13 protein-coding genes are annotated in these 16,909 nt (G+C 49.7%); 8 read left to right on the top strand and 5 right to left on the bottom strand.

Translation table 11 applies throughout. The annotated features are described in order from the left end of the window. The first annotated feature begins 223 nt into the window (after positions 1-223). Together ppk1 and ppx are read left to right on the top strand one after the other, a co-directional pair. Positions 224-2,284: a polyphosphate kinase 1 gene (ppk1, locus tag AACV31_RS21960; RefSeq protein ID WP_165156062.1), complete on the top strand. Its 2,061-nt coding sequence runs from the start codon at positions 224-226 to the stop codon at positions 2,282-2,284. A 3-nt stretch (positions 2,285-2,287) separates the two neighbouring features. Next, on the top strand, positions 2,288-3,829 hold the full coding sequence (gene ppx / locus AACV31_RS21955) for an exopolyphosphatase (protein WP_075198241.1): 1,542 nt from the start codon (positions 2,288-2,290) through the stop codon (positions 3,827-3,829). Positions 3,830-3,866: 37 nt separating this feature from the next. On the opposite strand, the gene AACV31_RS21950 is transcribed toward ppx, so the two are convergent. Next, the gene (locus AACV31_RS21950) at positions 3,867-6,107 is read right to left on the bottom strand and encodes a sensor domain-containing phosphodiesterase (protein WP_165156060.1); all 2,241 of its coding nucleotides are present in this window, start codon (positions 6,105-6,107) and stop codon (positions 3,867-3,869) included. A 355-nt stretch (positions 6,108-6,462) separates the two neighbouring features. On the opposite strand from AACV31_RS21950, the gene AACV31_RS21945 reads away from it, so the two are divergent. Then, entirely contained in the window at positions 6,463-6,666 is a 204-nt protein-coding gene (locus AACV31_RS21945; protein WP_071989752.1) for a YfgG family protein, read from the top strand. A 340-nt stretch (positions 6,667-7,006) separates the two neighbouring features. Here AACV31_RS21945 and AACV31_RS21940 read toward each other — a convergent pair whose 3' ends face one another. The 3 genes from AACV31_RS21940 to AACV31_RS21930 form a co-directional block, all read right to left on the bottom strand. Then, entirely contained in the window at positions 7,007-7,339 is a 333-nt protein-coding gene (locus tag AACV31_RS21940; RefSeq protein ID WP_165156058.1) for a type II toxin-antitoxin system RelE/ParE family toxin, read from the bottom strand. A 9-nt stretch (positions 7,340-7,348) separates the two neighbouring features. Then, the gene (locus tag AACV31_RS21935; protein WP_165156056.1) at positions 7,349-7,603 is read right to left on the bottom strand and encodes a type II toxin-antitoxin system Phd/YefM family antitoxin; all 255 of its coding nucleotides are present in this window, start codon (positions 7,601-7,603) and stop codon (positions 7,349-7,351) included. Positions 7,604-7,795: 192 nt separating this feature from the next. After that, positions 7,796-8,653: an AraC family transcriptional regulator gene (locus AACV31_RS21930; protein ID WP_165156054.1), complete on the bottom strand. Its 858-nt coding sequence runs from the start codon at positions 8,651-8,653 to the stop codon at positions 7,796-7,798. 174 nt (positions 8,654-8,827) lie between these two features. On the opposite strand from AACV31_RS21930, the gene AACV31_RS21925 reads away from it, so the two are divergent. The 5 genes from AACV31_RS21925 to AACV31_RS21905 all read left to right on the top strand — a co-directional run bounded on the left by AACV31_RS21925 (position 8,828) and on the right by AACV31_RS21905 (position 14,300). Next, a complete protein-coding gene (locus tag AACV31_RS21925) occupies positions 8,828-9,160 on the top strand; it encodes a hypothetical protein (protein WP_165156052.1) in 333 nt (110 codons plus the stop codon). 229 nt (positions 9,161-9,389) lie between these two features. Continuing rightward, positions 9,390-10,652, top strand: coding sequence for an oligosaccharide MFS transporter (locus AACV31_RS21920; RefSeq protein WP_165156051.1), 1,263 nt, complete (start codon positions 9,390-9,392; stop codon positions 10,650-10,652). Positions 10,653-10,671: 19 nt separating this feature from the next. After that, complete coding sequence (locus AACV31_RS21915) at positions 10,672-11,862, top strand: glycoside hydrolase family 88 protein (protein ID WP_165156049.1); 1,191 nt, start codon at positions 10,672-10,674, stop codon at positions 11,860-11,862. Between the two features lie 91 nt (positions 11,863-11,953). Further along, on the top strand, positions 11,954-12,739 hold the full coding sequence (locus tag AACV31_RS21910; protein ID WP_165156047.1) for an oligogalacturonate-specific porin KdgM family protein: 786 nt from the start codon (positions 11,954-11,956) through the stop codon (positions 12,737-12,739). Positions 12,740-12,764: 25 nt separating this feature from the next. Next, positions 12,765-14,300: a right-handed parallel beta-helix repeat-containing protein gene (locus AACV31_RS21905; RefSeq protein WP_165156045.1), complete on the top strand. Its 1,536-nt coding sequence runs from the start codon at positions 12,765-12,767 to the stop codon at positions 14,298-14,300. A 154-nt stretch (positions 14,301-14,454) separates the two neighbouring features. Here AACV31_RS21905 and AACV31_RS21900 read toward each other — a convergent pair whose 3' ends face one another. Beyond that, positions 14,455-16,761 (bottom strand): polysaccharide lyase 8 family protein, encoded by a 2,307-nt coding sequence (locus AACV31_RS21900; RefSeq protein WP_165156043.1) that lies wholly within the window; start codon positions 16,759-16,761, stop codon positions 14,455-14,457. Positions 16,762-16,909: the final 148 nt, after the last annotated feature.

The raw sequence follows: 16,909 nt of genomic DNA, 5'->3' as shown, positions 1-16,909 counted from the left end.
GCCCTTTATTTTTTCTGTCCTCTGCCGTTAATTCAGTCATCGGCACTGAAAACTTGCCCGGCAACGTCACGGTTTCACAGGCTTTTTTGTCGGTTTCTCGAAAGCCTGCGGATAACTGTCATACTTTTCTGGCACAGTTGGACAGAGCATGACAAAGCTCGCCATAATAACCCCGAGACGGATTTGCCACGTCCCGAGTTAATCAACCGGAGTGTGAGTAGTAATGGGTCAGGAAAAGCTTTATATCGAAAAAGAACTGAGCTGGTTATCGTTCAACGAACGCGTATTGCAGGAGGCGGCGGATAAAACCAACCCGCTTATCGAGCGCATGCGCTTTCTGGGCATCTACTCCAATAACCTTGATGAATTTTATAAGGTCCGGTTTGCCGAGCTTAAGCGGCGCATTATCATCAGCGAAGAGCAGGGATCTAACTCCCACTCTCGCCACCTGCTGGGCAAGATCCAGTCGCGGGTGCTGAAGGCGGATCAGGAGTTCGACGGCCTGTATAACGATCTGCTGCTGGAGATGGCGCGCAACCAGATCTTCCTGATTAACGAACGCCAGCTTTCTGAAAACCAGCAGGTGTGGCTGCGTCACTACTTCAAACACTACCTGCGCCAGCACGTCACCCCGACGCTGATAAATCGGGATACCGATCTGGTGCAGTTTCTGAAAGACGATTACACCTATCTGGCGGTCGAAATTATTCGCGGCGAATCCATTCGCTATGCGCTGCTGGAGATCCCGGCCGATAAAGTGCCGCGCTTTGTGAATCTCCCGCCGGAAACCCCGCGCCGCCGCAAGCCCATGATCCTGCTGGATAACATTCTGCGCTTCTGCCTGGATGACATTTTCAAAGGCTTTTTCGATTACGACGCGCTGAACGCCTATTCCATGAAGATGACGCGCGACGCGGAATACGATCTGGTGCATGAGATGGAATCGAGCCTGCTGGAGCTGATGTCCTCAAGCCTCAAGCAGCGCCTCACCGCCGAACCGGTGCGTTTCGTCTACCAGCGCGATATGCCGGACGCCATGGTCCAGATGCTGCGCGAAAAGCTCTCTATCTCGCGCTATGACTCCATCGTACCGGGCGGCCGTTACCATAATTTTAAAGATTTCATTAGCTTCCCGAATGTCGGCAAAGCCAATCTGATCAACAAGCCACTGCCGCGCCTGCGCCACATCTGGTTCGATCAATTCCGCAACGGCTTTGACGCCATCCGCGAGCGCGACGTGCTGCTCTACTACCCGTATCACACGTTCGAGCATGTGCTGGAGCTGCTGCGTCAGGCGTCGTTCGATCCGAGCGTGCTGGCGATAAAAATCAACATCTATCGCGTGGCGAAAGACTCGCGCATTATCGACTCGATGATCCACGCCGCGCACAACGGCAAAAAAGTGACCGTCGTGGTGGAGTTGCAGGCGCGCTTTGATGAAGAGGCGAACATCCACTGGGCGAAACGGCTCACCGAGGCGGGCGTGCATGTGATCTTCTCGGCGCCGGGCCTTAAGATCCACGCCAAGCTGTTTCTTATCTCGCGTAAAGAGGGTGACGACGTGGTGCGCTACGCGCATATCGGCACCGGCAACTTTAACGAGAAAACCGCGCGCCTCTATACCGACTACTCGCTGCTGACCGCCGATGCGCGCATCACCAATGAAGTGCGCCGGGTGTTTAACTTTATCGAAAATCCCTACCGGCCGGTGAGCTTCGACTACCTGCTGGTGTCGCCGCAAAACTCACGCCGCCTGATGTACGAGATGATCGATCAGGAGATCGCCAACGCGCAGCAGGGGCTGCCGTCGGGGATTACCCTGAAGCTGAATAACCTCGTCGATAAAGGCCTGGTGGACCGCCTCTATGCGGCCTCCGGCTCCGGCGTGCCGGTTAACCTGCTGATCCGCGGCATGTGTTCGCTTATCCCGCAGCTTGAAGGCCTGAGCGATAATATTCAGGTCATCAGCATCGTAGACCGCTATCTTGAGCATGACCGGGTCTATATTTTTGAAAATGGCGGCGATAAACGCGTTTATCTGTCGTCTGCCGACTGGATGACGCGTAATATCGACTACCGCATCGAGGTCGCTACGCCGCTGCTGGACCCGCGCCTTAAACAGCGCATTCTGGATATCATTGATATTCTGTTCAGTGATACGGTGAAAGCCCGTTATGTGGATAAAGAACTGAGTAATCGCTATGTGCCGCGTGGCAATCGCCGCAAAGTTCGCGCACAATTGGCGATTTACGATTACATAAAATCTCTGGAACAGCCTGAATAATCTATGCCGATAACTTCTGATGCTCCACGACCGGAGGAATTTGCTGCGGTCGATCTCGGCTCTAACAGCTTCCATATGGTGATTGCCCGTGTGGTGGATGGCGCCATGCAAATCATTGGTCGTCTGAAACAGCGCGTACATCTGGCCGATGGGCTGGATGAAAATAATATGCTGACCGAAGAGGCGATGGAACGCGGCCTCGCCTGCCTCTCTCTGTTCGCCGAGCGCCTGCAGGGCTTTTCCGCCGCTAACGTCTGCATCGTGGGTACCCACACGCTGCGCCAGGCGTCGAACGCCACGGATTTTCTGCGTCGCGCGGAAAAGGTCATCCCCTACCCGATTGAAATTATTTCCGGCAATGAAGAAGCGCGTCTGATTTTCATGGGTGTGGAACATACCCAGCCGGAGCGCGGACGCAAGCTGGTTATCGACATCGGCGGCGGCTCGACGGAGCTGGTCATCGGCGAAGATTTCGAACCGCAACTGGTGGAAAGCCGCCGTATGGGCTGCGTCAGCTTCGGGCAGCATTTCTTCCCGAACGGCGAAATCACGCCGGATAATTTCCGCCGCGCGCGGCTCGCCGCCGTGCAAAAGCTCGAAAGCCTCGCCTGGCAGTATCGTCTTAAAGGCTGGACCGTGGCGCTTGGCGCTTCCGGCACCATTAAAGCCGCACATGAAGTGCTGGTGGAGATGGGCGAAAAAGACGGTTTTATCACGCCGGATCGCCTCGATTTGCTGCGTGACGAGGTGCTGAAATTCGGCCACTTCTCCGCACTCACCCTGCCGGGTCTTTCGGAAGAGCGTAAAGTGGTCTTCGTGCCGGGCCTGGCCATCCTCTGCGGCGTGTTCGACGCGTTGGCCATTCGTGAGCTGCGCCTGTCAGACGGCGCGCTGCGCGAAGGCGTGCTCTATGAGATGGAAGGCCGTTTCCGCCATCAGGATATCCGCATTCGCACCGCCCAGAGCCTCGCCAACCAGTACCATATCGACAGGGAACAGGCGCACCGGGTGCTGGATACCACCATGCTGATGTATGAGCAGTGGGAACAGCAGAACGCGAAGCTTGCGAACCCGTCGCTGGCGGCGCTGCTGAAGTGGGCGGCGATGCTGCATGAAGTCGGGCTTGGCATCAATCACAGCGGGCTGCACCGCCATTCGGCCTATATTCTTCAGAACAGCGATCTGCCGGGCTTTAACCAGGAGCAGCAGATGATGATGGCGACGATGGTGCGCTATCACCGCAAGGCGATTAAGCTCGATGAGCTGCCGCGCTTTACGCTGTATAAGAAAAAGCAGTTCCTGCCGCTGATCCAGCTGCTGCGCCTCGGCGTGCTGCTGAATAATCAGCGCCAGGCGACCACGACGCCGCCGACGCTGGTGCTGAACACCGATGAGAATCACTGGACGCTGCGTTTCCCGCACGACTGGTTCAGCCAGAACGCGCTGGTGCTGCTGGATCTCGAACGCGAACAGCAGTACTGGGAAGGCGTCACCGGCTGGAAGCTGAATATCGAAGAAGAAGCGAGCCCGGAAGTGGCCGCCTGAAACGCAAAACGGTGAGCCTGGCTCACCGTTTTTTTAACTATCGCGTCGCCGTTTCCGGTTTCGCCACAATGAGCGACTCCAGCGGCTGCGGTTTGCCAATCACATACCCTTGCAGATAATCGATACCGAGCGAACAGGCGACGTTTTTAATCTCTTCGCTTTCAACATACTCCGCCACCACCTGCATGTTCTTCATCCGCGCCAGATGGCACATCGATTCGACAATTTGATAATCCAGACTGCTGGTGACGATATTGCGAATAAAGCTGCCGTCGATTTTTAAAATATCGGCGTTAATGCTTTTCAGCCGCGCATAGCTGGCGTAGCCGGTGCCGAAATCGTCAATCGCGATGCGACACCCCATTGCGCGCAGCCTTGAGAGCGTGACCTGCGTCTGTTCCACATTGGTGAACGACTGGCTTTCGGTGATTTCGAAAATCAGCTGCCAGGGCTCGACGTGATAACGCGCCAGCAGCCGCTGGACCTCGCCCGGAAACGGCACGCGGCAGACGGTGGCAGGCGTCAGGTTGATAGAGAAACGGCTGGCGGGCAGCTGTTCGCGCCACTCGTCCATGAATTTCAGCGTGCTTTCCAGCACCATCAGGTCGATGCGCGACGAGAGACCGAACTCATGCGCCACCGGCAGGAAAATCTCCGGCGCGATAAGCTCGCCGTCATCGCCGCGCATACGCAGCAGGATTTCGTAATAACTGTCGCCGCGCATCCCTTCTATCCGCTGCGCCATCAGCCGGAAGTGATGGTTATCCAGCGCCTGCTGCAAGCGGTTGAGCATATCCACTTTCAGCTTCACGGCTTTTTGCACGTGGTTGGCACCGCGACACTGCAAACTTTCAGGCTGATTGGTGGCAAGCGACAGATCCGCCATCGTGCTCATTTCGCCAAGCAGCAGATGCAGATGCGTGACCGGCGAGCGCACAAAGCTGTAGCTGATGCCGACCTGCGGCTGTAACGGCATTCCGTCCCACATAAAGCGGAACTGCCGCACGCGTTTATCCAGCGCGTCGATGCGTTCAAGATAGGATTCCGTATGAATACGCAAGACCAGATCGTGTCCGGAAAGCTGATACGCCAGCTCATCCGGCAGCAGGATCTGGCGCAACCACGCCGCCATTTGTTGTTTGTAGAGAATGCGCAGCATCACCCCGTAGTTACGCCCGAGCAGCTCAAGCTCAGGAATACGCATAAAGCACAGCACCGACCAGGGCGCTTTGCCGAGATCCCGGTTCAGCGCCCGCAGATTCGGCATGTGGCTTAACGGGTCGATCAGCGCCAGACGGCGGCCGCGCAAATGCATCGCGCGCTGGCGAGTGGCGGTCAGCGCCATGAATACGATGACCAGTGAAAACACGCCGTAGCTGGAAGTATTTATCACCATCTGGGTTTCGTAGCCGGGCACCGACGGGAAATAGAGATAGTAGTAGTGGCACAGCAGCGCCAGCACCGGCGTCCAGGCGGTGGTAATAAAGAAATAGCCGAAACGCATCGCGCCCCACAGCATGACGGGCAGCAGCAGCGAGAGCGTATACGTGGTGCTGAACAGCGAACTGTTATCGCTCGTCGGCTGCACCAGACAGCCGAGCAGGAACAGAATAATGCCAAGCCAGATAACCACTTCCGCTTTGCTGACTTTCTTATCGCGCTGCGCCCGCGCCTGGGAGAGAAAGCTTTTCAGATAGCGTGGATGGCGCAGCACGCGGATAAGCAGATAGAAAAATGGCATGCCCGTGAGACACCCGACCAGCACGGCCTGGTAGCTGATAAGCGTCAGCACGGTAAAAGGGTTATCGCCCGTCAGCGATGTCGGCCGCTCATACAGCCCGAGAAACGCGGCTATCTGATAAAAGAGCATAAACACCGAAGCATTGAAAAACACCAGCCAGAACATGCGCTGCGAACCGCTGCGAGCGTGCCACCAGGAAACGGCATGCTGACCCGGCGCGAAAATGCGGTAGCCTGCCCAGCTCAGCATGGTCGGCACGAAAAAATTCAGCAGCGTGACAGAGAGATCTAACAGCCCCACATTGCGGTGATAATAGACCACGACGCCAAGGGCGATGCCGGGCAGCGCGCGACGGCCATAAATCATAATGAAAGCGCTAAGCAGCGACAGCGGCAGGTAATAAAGCACCACCAGACCGCCTTCAATATGGACGTAGGTATTCCCGGCGCGGGCGAGCGGTAATAACAGCAGCGGTAATACCAGCGGCAGGGCCCACCATTTGTCTTTATTTTTCTTTAGTGTTTCAACCGATAACATAGATGCTCGATACCAGAATCCCGTTCCCGGGTAAGAATTTCAGGCAGGCATCCGACCTGGCTGTTGATAAGCGCGACAGACCGGAGCCGGACGCGGCGCGGTTAGCCAATCTTAGCCAGAGGAAACCGCTTTCCATTGATATACATCAACTAATGCAGCCGCACCAGACGGGAACCGGCATTTGCAGAAAAAGACCTTTATCACTTTATTCATCAACTATTTAAATCCATTAAGAAAAAACAGATTCGGCGGATCCGTACGGAATTTTACATGATGAATAATTGACCTCTTCGTCTCGCTGTGCCTTAATATTTACGTCGCCCGCAGTTGACGGGTAAACCTGAAGGGTAAAGGCGTGTCACAGGCCACCAGCATACGAAGACGGCATCGATTCAACGGTCGGATGACCCGTATTGTACTGCTTATCAGTTTTCTTTTCTTCTTTGGTCGCTTTATCTACTCCGCCGTCGGCGCGTGGTATCACCACCAGGATAAAGTCCAGGCCCAGCAAATCAGCATGTCTCTCGACGCCTCCTCGCAGCAACAGCAGCCGCGCTAGTGTCTTAAGCTCCCCTTGCGACGCCAGAAAACGCCCGCAATCGATTATGAGCGGGCGTTTTTGTTTCATTCCTTCCAGAATTGTAAGCCTGGATGCAAAGCAAAGCCGGGGCAGCATAAATAGGATATGTATTCAGCAAGGCACTGATTAGCGAATACGTTAATTTCGAACACTGATATGTGGCTATTACAAAAGCGTAAGGACAGTAACGCGCCTGCTGGCGATCTGGCACTCTGAGTTTGTCGGGGATGGAGCAGAGCGATTTATGACGCCATTCTTATCAGGCTGGAGGGCGTTGAAAAATATAGGTAAATGATAATTTTTACCTTTCTTAATGCCATTAGGCCATGATCAGACGCTTAAACAGCAACTGTTGGACGTCCTGCCGATGCGCCAGAATCGCATGCGCGGTCACTAAGGTTCCGTCTACGGAATACAAAACCCGGTAGCCTTCAGCGTGGTTAAACTCCCGGTATTTTGCGCAGCCGAGTTTCAGGAGTTCAGGGCAAATCTGGCAGGCCAGCGGGAACTGGCCAACGGTATTCTCAAACTGTGTGAGAATATCTGCGATAACCGGACGCGGCTCAACATCAACGCGCTTCAGGAAACCCGTAATTGTGTCGATGCAGTGCTTTACCGTAAGCGTGTACTCAAAGGTCACCGGCTGTTCCATGGAAATCTCTTAACGTTGAGCGCGCGGCGTTAAATCCGCAAGTCCATCCAGCAACTGGTCTTTCGAGAACACTCGCCCTTTCGCTTTATCTTTCTCTGACAGGGTAAGCAGCTTCAGCAAAGCAATGGCGTTCTCCCGTTCCTGCTGCTGGTCATAGGATTCTATAACATAAGCAGGCACACCATTTTGTGTGACCAGGATGGGTTCTGACAGATCAAGCGTTGCTGCGTTCTTTTTAACGTAGCTGATGGTCTCTACTTTCATTGTTCATTAGCCTGTTGGTCATGTCTCGGTTTTAATATAGACCATATTTAGACCATCAACAAGACCCCATGCAACCCTACTCTTCCTGGAAATCACCCCCGGCCTTGCGGCCTTCCACCATGCAAATGCCCTGCCGAATGAACATCAGGAGAATTACCGGATCCTGCATGACGCCATCAGCCCTTATCTAAGTTACTGACGGTAAGCTTTTCTGTACTGAAGAGGAGACTTCCCTATATGTTTACGGAAGCTGGTGATAAACCAGGCATAACCCAAATATCCCACTTTCCCCGCAATTTCTCTGATACTGAGTTGTGTATGAATCAGAAGTTCACAAGCCTGCCGTAAACGCCGCATTGTCAGGTATTCCTGAAGCGTTCCTCCCGTTTCATCATTGAAACGACGACACGTATGGCCCAGAGAGCATCCTGCTACTGCCGCAATTTCTTCCAGTGAACAGCTTTCATGATAATGCTCGTCAATCCAGCGAATAAGCCGTGTGGAAAATGTCTTCTGTCCGGATTCGGTTTCAGCCTGTGGCAACAGACTCAGTAGCTGCATGATCAGAAATACATTGTCGCTAACCGAAAAAGAATCATCTGTCATCTGTTTTTCAAAACGTGCCAACAACAATTCCACATAATCCTGTATATCACTGATATCAAATACCCGAGCAGGTACACTCCGTTCACTTATCTGACGCAGCACTGACTGTTGCCGTGGGAAATCCCGGAGATAATGGCTAACGGTCAAAGCGTTAAAATGAAGGGTTGTACGGTGATAATTATTCCGGGGACTCTGTTCAACAAACACCTTGTGTAATTTACCCGGAGGAAAAATAAATAGCCTTCCGGGCCGGATCGTATATTTTCGATGATCTACTAATACAATCCCTACTCCACGGGAGACAAAAAGGATCTCTATACACTGATGCCAGTGATAATAATTGGCAGGAACATCTTCTAGCATTCGATTAAAATAAATGGAGTTCTCCTTGAGAGAAATCCGTTCCAGGCAGCATGCTTCTTCCTTCAGTTTTTCTTTTTCCATGCCATCCTCCATTGTTAGTAAAATTAAACTTTCGTTAATATCGTGAAATTTTCCTGCTTTTCGCCAGAAAATTTCATTTTATCTTCCCTCTACCACTCTAAAATTCGACAGAAATCACAATTAAAATCCTGTTTTAGTTTTTTACTGTGCGCCATTCCAGCCCGGAAAGAGAGAGTGAATAGAATGCACGGCAAGCAAAATTACAATCAGATCGCATCGTGCTGGATAGCGAATGCGGCACGACAGTTTTCGCCTGGCCATCCGCGAATCAAAATGGGTGAAACCTCGACACCGTACCCGGCCGACATCGCTGGGCTGCTGGAACCGACCCAGGTTATTCCTGAAGCGAGTCAGTTCATCATTGATGACACTCATCAGGAGCATGCCTGGATGCTGATACTCAGTACCGATGACAGCTACTTTAGCGGTCGTCGTGAGTGCCGGAACGTGGTGATGGCCGATGCGTGGCTGCGCAGTGAAGGTTTCCCTGGCCGGATGCAGGAGTGATTACCTGGCTGCTGCCATTCCTCTGGGGACATATCCGCATTCACCGAGTATCTACCCCACGACGAATGAAAGCGGTGAAGACGGGTTTTCCGTTAATCTCCCCGCAGAAGCAGCTACCTGTACCGACAAATATCACATTCGATGACCTATACCCGAAAGTCACGCTTTCTGGCAGGGCCATTTCCATTACATAGCAACCCATCACCGTGATTTTTAAATGGAGTACATTATGTCTGAAGTCCTACAATCCACGCGCTCAGCGTATATAAAGCTCAGCTTGTTTGTCTTTTTATTTACTTTCACCTGGTCTGCCGGTTTCGGTATGTATGCTATCTGGCTTGGTGATAAAGCGGGACTGAGTGCAATTGATATCGGTACGGTTTTTGCCGTCAACGGTGTGTTTGCCGTCCTGGTTAAACCTGTATATGGCTTTATCATGGACAAAACCGGCATGAAAAAGCATTTGCTCTATTTCGTCTGCCTTATTTCCGCACTGATGGCCCCTTTTTATCTGTGGTGCTACTTGCCCTTACTAAAAAGCCACTTTCTGGCAGGCATGATCATTGGCGCATTATTTTTCAGCTTCGGCTGGTACGCGGGTGTGGCTGCTGAAGAGTCTTATGTGGATCGTTTTAGCCGCCTGTATAACATGGAGTTTGGTCGTATCAGAATGTGGGCCGCGCTGGGATGGGCGGTTGCTGCATCGTTTTCTGGCTACGTTTATAATATTTCCCCAATAATCAACTTTACCATCGGCAGCATATCTGCAGTGTGTATGTTACTGGTGCTAATTTCACTCAAAGTTGATCATTTCGGGCAGGAAGAAAACAGCGTTCTGTCCAAAGAGAAAATTGTTATCGCGGATGTTTTTCATCTGTTCAGGAATCGGAAATTCTGGATGTTCGCCCTGTATATTGCAGGGGTAGCCTGGATGATGTTTATTGCCGAACAGCAGTTCTCCCGCTATTTCGTCACTTTTTTTAACACCAAAGAACAGGGTAATGCCATGTTTGGCTATATGAGCACGACCCAGTCGTGTACCGAATTCTTTGGCATGATGCTGGTTCCTGCACTGGTCAACCGGATTGGTGCAAAGCAGGGAATGCTGCTCACCGGCCTGATTATCAGTTTGCGCCTAATCATCTCGGGTCTGACAACCGACCCTCTCATCATCTGTCTTGTAAAACCGCTTTACGGGATTGAAATCGCGCTGATTCTGGTCTCCGTCTTCAAGTACATTGCTGAGCACTTCGACAAAAGGATTAACGCGACCATGTATCTGCTTGGCTATCAGGCCATGATTTATGTGGGCTCCATCGTGGTTGCCCCTCCTGCTGGCTATGCCTATGACACCATAGGTTTTGAACATACCTATCTGATTATGGGCACCATTTCACTACTGTTTACGATTGTGTCAGCTTTCACACTTTCTGATTGTCAAAGGCATAAAAAAATCACCTCCGCCTCCCATACAGATCAAGCATTAAATTAAGAAACAATACGAGAAAACTATGTTGCAGAATATTAATAACGAAGCGATTTCCCAGGTAAAACTGGCACCAGGTGAGCGCGATGTTATCCTGGAGAAAGTTAAGCAGATCGTGCCCGATATTTTACAGGCCGTTGACCGTAATATGACCTGCTGGCAGGAACGATTCCCGGATGCCGCGTGTCAGAATGGTCTTTACCCGGTTATTGATAATGTTGAATGGACCACCAGCTTCTGGAGCGGGCAACTCTGGCTGGCATGGGAATGGAGCGGTGATCAAAAATACCGAACTCTGGCAGAAAAACACGTTCAGTCTTTCGGCGAGCGTATTATTCACCGAAACAACACTAATCATCATGACCTCGGTTTTCTTTACAGCCTGTCCTGCCTCAGTGCCGACACGATTACTAATAATGCACGGGCACGCTATATTGCCCTGCTGGCAGCAGATGCTTTGATGGAACGTTATCACCCTCGCTGCGGCATTATTCAGGCATGGGGCGAACTTGATAACCCGGAACAGCAGGGACGCATGATCATCGACTGTAATATGAATTTACCGCTGTTATACCAGGCCAGTCTTATTACAGGAGATCAACGTTATGCCCAAGCGGCCACCACGCACATCATCCAGGCCAGCCGCTATATAGTACGCCCGGACAGTTCGACCTGGCACACGTTCTTTATGGACGTGCATACCGGAGAGCCTCGTTACGGCAATACGCACCAGGGCTATGCGGATGATTCCTGCTGGTCTCGCGGCCAGGCGTGGGGCGTGTATGGATTTCTGCTGAATTACCGTTATACCCGTAATGAAGATTTACTGACTCTCAGCCAGAAGCTGGCAAATTATTTCATTAATCGGCTTCCGGATGATCTGGTGTGCTACTGGGATCTGGCGCTGACCGACCCAACAAGCTGTCGGGACAGTTCATCTACAGCAATTGTAGCCTGTGGTTTGCTGGAAATGATAAAACATTTGCCGATTTCTCATCCCAATCGCGCAAGCTATGAGAGCATTGCCTTGCGTATGGTCGGAAATATGATCGACCACTATTATAATCGGAAGCATATTCCCGGTGCAGGGTTGCTTAAACACTCAGTCTATCACTTTAATGGAAATATTGGTGTGGATGAGTGCTGTTCATGGGGCGATTATTTTTTTATGGAAAGCATCACCCGTATTATTAAAAACTGGAAGCTGTACTGGTAATTATATCTCAATATTGAAACTTAACGTTTATGCCTCCCTGCCATTTTTGGCAGTGAGCATGTTTCTCTGTGTCTTATGGAAGGAATATAAAATGAAAATCTGTAATAATGTTATTATTCTGTCTATTGTATTAGGTAGCGTATCAGCATATAGCTATGCGGATACAACAGTGACGGCACCGGGTCAATCAGTAAAATATACGCCTTTTACGACCGTCTATTTCGCGCCTCGCACACAATACCATACCGCCAGTGAAGGTTTTCTTCAGCGGCTGATGCTGACAGGCGTGGTACAGGATCCAGACAGCATACTGAAAAATATGTACTGGAGTTTTGAAACGGATTCCGATCTCGGAAAGCACGTGGATCAGTGGAAAGACAGCTATCAGGAAGTTGAGCTGAATAAACCTTTTCCACTGGGCCGTAGCCAATTTTTTCTTGAACCCGGCACCGTGTTTCACTGGGAGTCAGCAGGCTCACGTATCGATCCTTATCTAGGACTAGGTTATCATTTCGACCCAACGTTCACGGGTGTCCTGCGTTACCGTTATAACCATCAAAATCATGACTCCCAGACCCTGAATGGGGACTGGGACGACTCTTCAGAGCATCGCGTGGATTTATATATTACCAAATACTTTACACCTGATTTTTATGTGCAATATAACCCTACCTATTACAGCAAAGTGCATAGTGATGAATTTAGCTATGCGAATGGCAAAAATCATACCCTCCAGCATAATTTTATCTTTAATTTTCACACCACGCCTCGATTTTATCCTTTCTTCGAATTAGGTTATCTCGATAAATACCAGGACGGAGATGACACGAAAAACGAATACCAAATTCGTGTTGGATTCAAATACAATTTAAATTAAAAAAGCACATAAAAGAGCGTAGCCAATGAAAATAACACAATATATTCTATGTAGGTTATGTCTGAGTGCCATTGCGGTGATCTGCTCTGGCACGGTACAAGCTACTGATTATTATATTTCCTGTAATACATCAGGCGTTCCCTCAGGCAAAGGAACGCAAATTTCTCCCTGGACTTCTCTGGCTCAGGCCAACGCTGTCGCTCTGGTCCCCGGCGACAGTCTTCTGTTCCAGCGAGGGAAGACATGTTCAGGACAATTACATCCGTCAGGCCACGGTGATGACAATGCACGTGTAACAATAGGCATCTGGGGGGATGAATCACTTCCACAACCCGTGATTGATGGTAACGGCAGCCATGATACAGTACTGTTAACCAATTTTCCGGGTGTAACACTGGAAGGACTGGAAATAGTCAATGCCAGTCAACCAGGTAGTGAACGTAACGGGGTTCAAATTAATCTCAGTAACATCGGGGAAGCCGGAAATATCACCTTGCGCAACCTTACGATCCACAATGTACGGGGCGGTGATACCAAATCACTGACCGGTTCAGCCGGAATATTAATCTCAATCAGCGGTGAGCAACGACCTTCCTGGTATGACAACCTGCAAATCCTGAACAACACGATTTATGATGTGGACAGAGAGGGCATCTATTTTAAATCACTGTGGAACAAACGCCCGGAAGTCGGTACGCAGGATACATCAGGCATCGGCCCGTGGACTCCCAGTACAGCCGTACTGATAAAAGGAAATACGCTAAAATCAATTGCCGGGGATGGTATAAAAATCGACACTACCGAAGGCGCGCTAATAAGCCACAATCTTTTAGCCGGCTTTCAGCTTCGTTCGAAGGAAAATAATGCTGGTATCTGGACTTTCAACACCAACAACTCCCGTGTCGAATATAATGATGTCTCCGGCGGCGGTAGCGCTCACGATGGAATGTCATTTGATGCTGATGGCGGCTCAATAAATACGGTCTTCGAGTATAACTACAGTCATAACAATAATGGAGGATTTTTACTTATTTGTCCGTATTCAGGCGCGGTAACGAACGGTACAGTAATGCGCTATAACCTGAGTTATAATGACAAAGCACGCCTGTTTCAGATGTGTGCCGGCAGCATTAATGGTGCTCAGATTTACAATAACAGCATCTGGCATGACGGGTCTGATTCGGTCATTTTTTTCCAGAACGATGGCACAACTAATATCAGTATTACCTGGCGAAACAATATTGTGCAAAATAACGGGCCTGAAATGTCCATTGCTAAAGGTGGAAACCAGACGCTAAGTTTCTTCAATAATGACTTTCTCGGCGTAGCGCCGCTACCTCCAAATCCTGATGGTGTCATCCATCCCGGTGGAATGTCATCCGACCCGTTGTTCGCTGGAGTGGTTGAGTCCGATGTAAACGGCTTTAAACTCCGATCGGATTCCCCCGTTATCGCACAGGGCATTCTAATTCCAGATAATGGTGGTTACGATTATTACGGCGATCCTGTTGATCCAGATAAAGCCCCCAATATGGGCGCTTATGAAGGTAACGGTATCTGAACCTCAGCCCGTCGAATAGCAAAACAGATGTTGAAAATGTCATGAGAGTGTGAAAAATCCGGTTAATATCCGGTGGCTAAGATAACAGGGGCCTGCATAAAGCGGTTGTGGCCCCAATAAAATAACTGACACAAGCCCTCGATATCGAACCATGTTAGCGCATAACAAGTTGACCTGATGCCCCATTCAGTGACGAGGTATCCACAGTTACACTTAATGTTTGAGCACCTTCATCAAATACAATCTGAATTTCTGGCGATTTGCTGACGACGCTGCTGACAGGCAGAGCGTTTAGAATAAATTGTATTTCTGACAGGCTTCGCGTTGGGTCAGAAAAGGCCATAATACATTCTTCACCGACCTGCTGAATGAGTATGGATCCCGCTGTATTAGCCTGAACAAACTCAAGACTCCCAGGCTGATAAAAATTCCCTCCCCATACAGAATTATCTGTCAAAGCAATCGCCTGTTGGCGTTCATCATTATTAATAATGCGGACTGGTGAATTGGCCTGATAACTCCGCGTCTGTTCAGGCGAGTAATTGGGCAAAATAGCGTAAGCTATCCTCTGTCCCGTGGGATGCTCTCCATGAGGAACGCTGAGCGTGGCGTACTGTTGTGTGACAAGTGTCTCACTTCCTCCATTATTGACACATTGCCATGCTCCACTTCTGGACACATTTTCAGCTATGAGGGACACAGGCGCAAAAAAAACATATCCGAGGGGGGCCTGATTCGCCTCATCGGTCAAAGTAGCAAAGGTAACATTTTCAAATTGCTGCATTGTTGACGCAGGAACAGTTATGCCGTTTACCTGAAGAACCTGTGTTTCAGCAGCGTTGAGCTGCCTGTTTTCAATAATTGACTCAACCGGGGCAGCGTCTGAGCTGCTAATTCCGGCCACCAGAGCAATAATCTGATCGTCCAGCATGAACCATGATTTTACAGCTGACAGTGAGCTTCCTGTTACGCCCTCAAGGTTATAAATAAGACTGGCATGTCCTGTTATCCCATTACTGACACCCCCACACCAGTTACGTTCATCAGCATTGGGATAAAGTTGCCAGTCGGAGAGGACACCGTTCATCCCATCGGTTAACGTGCCCGGAAGCCGTAACATATTAACCGTCGGCCAGTAATTTTCATCGAACTGAGTACTGTCAGCGTTATAAATATATAACATTCCTGTACCCGTATACCAGCCCTGCTTATTCTCACCATTCCCATATTCAAATGCAGTAATTTTATGAGAGAACAAACTAAGTCCGCAGGCAAAAGTCCCTTTCTGATGAATCATCTGGCACATGGCAGCCAGCATTTTATTTTCATTTCGGTAGTCATTTTCAACAGGGATATCCGGGTTATTCATCAGTTCTCTCAACGTCTGGATTTGGGAGAGCGACAACCCGCGGTAATAATCTTCGTAAAATTTGTCAGAACTGATGGCACTTTTGACAAATGTTGCCCATGTGTACTGATAATCTGTTGAGGAATTCCTCCCGGAAATAAAATAAATATCATATAAAAGTACCCGAGCCACGCTATGTGCCGGTGATGTTTCGCGGCTGATCCCCCGGCCACGGGTCATATCAAAATCAATGTCGCTGTACAATGTAGGAGCATAAGTCTCAGGGATAAGCGTATAAATATTTTCAAGATTTACCAGAGAACCAATCCAGGATGTATTCGTTAAAAGAATGAAAATATCACAGGTTCTGCTCAGCAAGACCTCACCATAACCACCGGTATACGGCACGTTAGTATGCTGAATAAATGATCCATCATGATAATATCCATCCCCATCGGTGACGTACTCATATACGCTTCCAGCGTCGGTCAGGCCCTGTTGCACCCTGTTGTTATCCTGTGACAAAACACCACTCAACATCGCAATGAAGCATTTATCAAGCAGGTTTGCGCCAGTTTCCACCACACCACTGGCCTTACGCACAGTCGGATCGGGAACAAAATAATTAATTGCTGCAATACATGCCGCATTTAATGCAGATGGGAGGTATGCAGACGACAGGCACAGAACATCGTTCAACGCTTCAGGTGAACCTATTTCCCAGTCCCACCAGTTATCATATTCCTGCGCAATAGTAGTGTTGTAGCAATGCAGATTTACCCAGTCGATAGCATAAATGATAGCAGTCTGAAGCTGAGCTGAGAGATAAAAATCAGAGGCAGTGGTTTGCTCCTGTACTGCCATTTTTCGAATATTTTGCCACATCAGCGTAATTGCAGCTGAGCTTGAGGACCAGTTTTTAGCATCTTGCCATAGCCAGGGAACGGAAGGATCTGTATTCATCGTATCCCATATGCCCGTACCGGATGTGTTAGACACCGCAGCATCCATCTGACTTACCTGAGCCATCAGTTCAGCATCATCTGATGATACGGGTTCACCAGTCAGATTGGTACGCCAGTTCACCTGGCTTGTTTCAAAATCATTTTGCATATTTATATACTCCTTTAAGAGATAACAGAACGTACAACCATTAGCAAATGGGTATTATCTCCCGAAATATAAGAACCATAATGAGATCCAGGTTCTTTGGCTGTTATTTAATTTTTCAGACATGAAAAATATAAATGTCATAAATTTA

This window comes from Cronobacter sp. EKM101R (assembly GCF_963888145.1).
Lineage (GTDB): Bacteria > Pseudomonadota > Gammaproteobacteria > Enterobacterales > Enterobacteriaceae > Cronobacter > Cronobacter turicensis.
Note: the sequence above shows the minus strand (reverse complement) of the source record. Positions and strands in the feature narration are given on the sequence as shown.

Excerpts from the sequence above, each read along its gene's own strand:
- AACV31_RS21915 (WP_165156049.1), top strand. The coding sequence starts at position 10,672 with ATGTTGCAGAATATTAATAACGAAGCGATTTCCCAGGTAAAACTGGCA.
- AACV31_RS21920 (WP_165156051.1), top strand. The coding sequence starts at position 9,390 with ATGTCTGAAGTCCTACAATCCACGCGCTCAGCGTATATAAAGCTCAGC.
- AACV31_RS21905 (WP_165156045.1), top strand. The coding sequence starts at position 12,765 with ATGAAAATAACACAATATATTCTATGTAGGTTATGTCTGAGTGCCATT.
- AACV31_RS21935 (WP_165156056.1), bottom strand. The coding sequence starts at position 7,603 with ATGAAAGTAGAGACCATCAGCTACGTTAAAAAGAACGCAGCAACGCTT.
- AACV31_RS21910 (WP_165156047.1), top strand. The coding sequence starts at position 11,954 with ATGAAAATCTGTAATAATGTTATTATTCTGTCTATTGTATTAGGTAGC.
- AACV31_RS21940 (WP_165156058.1), bottom strand. The coding sequence starts at position 7,339 with ATGGAACAGCCGGTGACCTTTGAGTACACGCTTACGGTAAAGCACTGC.
- AACV31_RS21950 (WP_165156060.1), bottom strand. The coding sequence starts at position 6,107 with ATGTTATCGGTTGAAACACTAAAGAAAAATAAAGACAAATGGTGGGCC.
- ppk1 (WP_165156062.1), top strand. The coding sequence starts at position 224 with ATGGGTCAGGAAAAGCTTTATATCGAAAAAGAACTGAGCTGGTTATCG.
- AACV31_RS21900 (WP_165156043.1), bottom strand. The coding sequence starts at position 16,761 with ATGCAAAATGATTTTGAAACAAGCCAGGTGAACTGGCGTACCAATCTG.
- AACV31_RS21930 (WP_165156054.1), bottom strand. The coding sequence starts at position 8,653 with ATGGAAAAAGAAAAACTGAAGGAAGAAGCATGCTGCCTGGAACGGATT.
- ppx (WP_075198241.1), top strand. The coding sequence starts at position 2,288 with ATGCCGATAACTTCTGATGCTCCACGACCGGAGGAATTTGCTGCGGTC.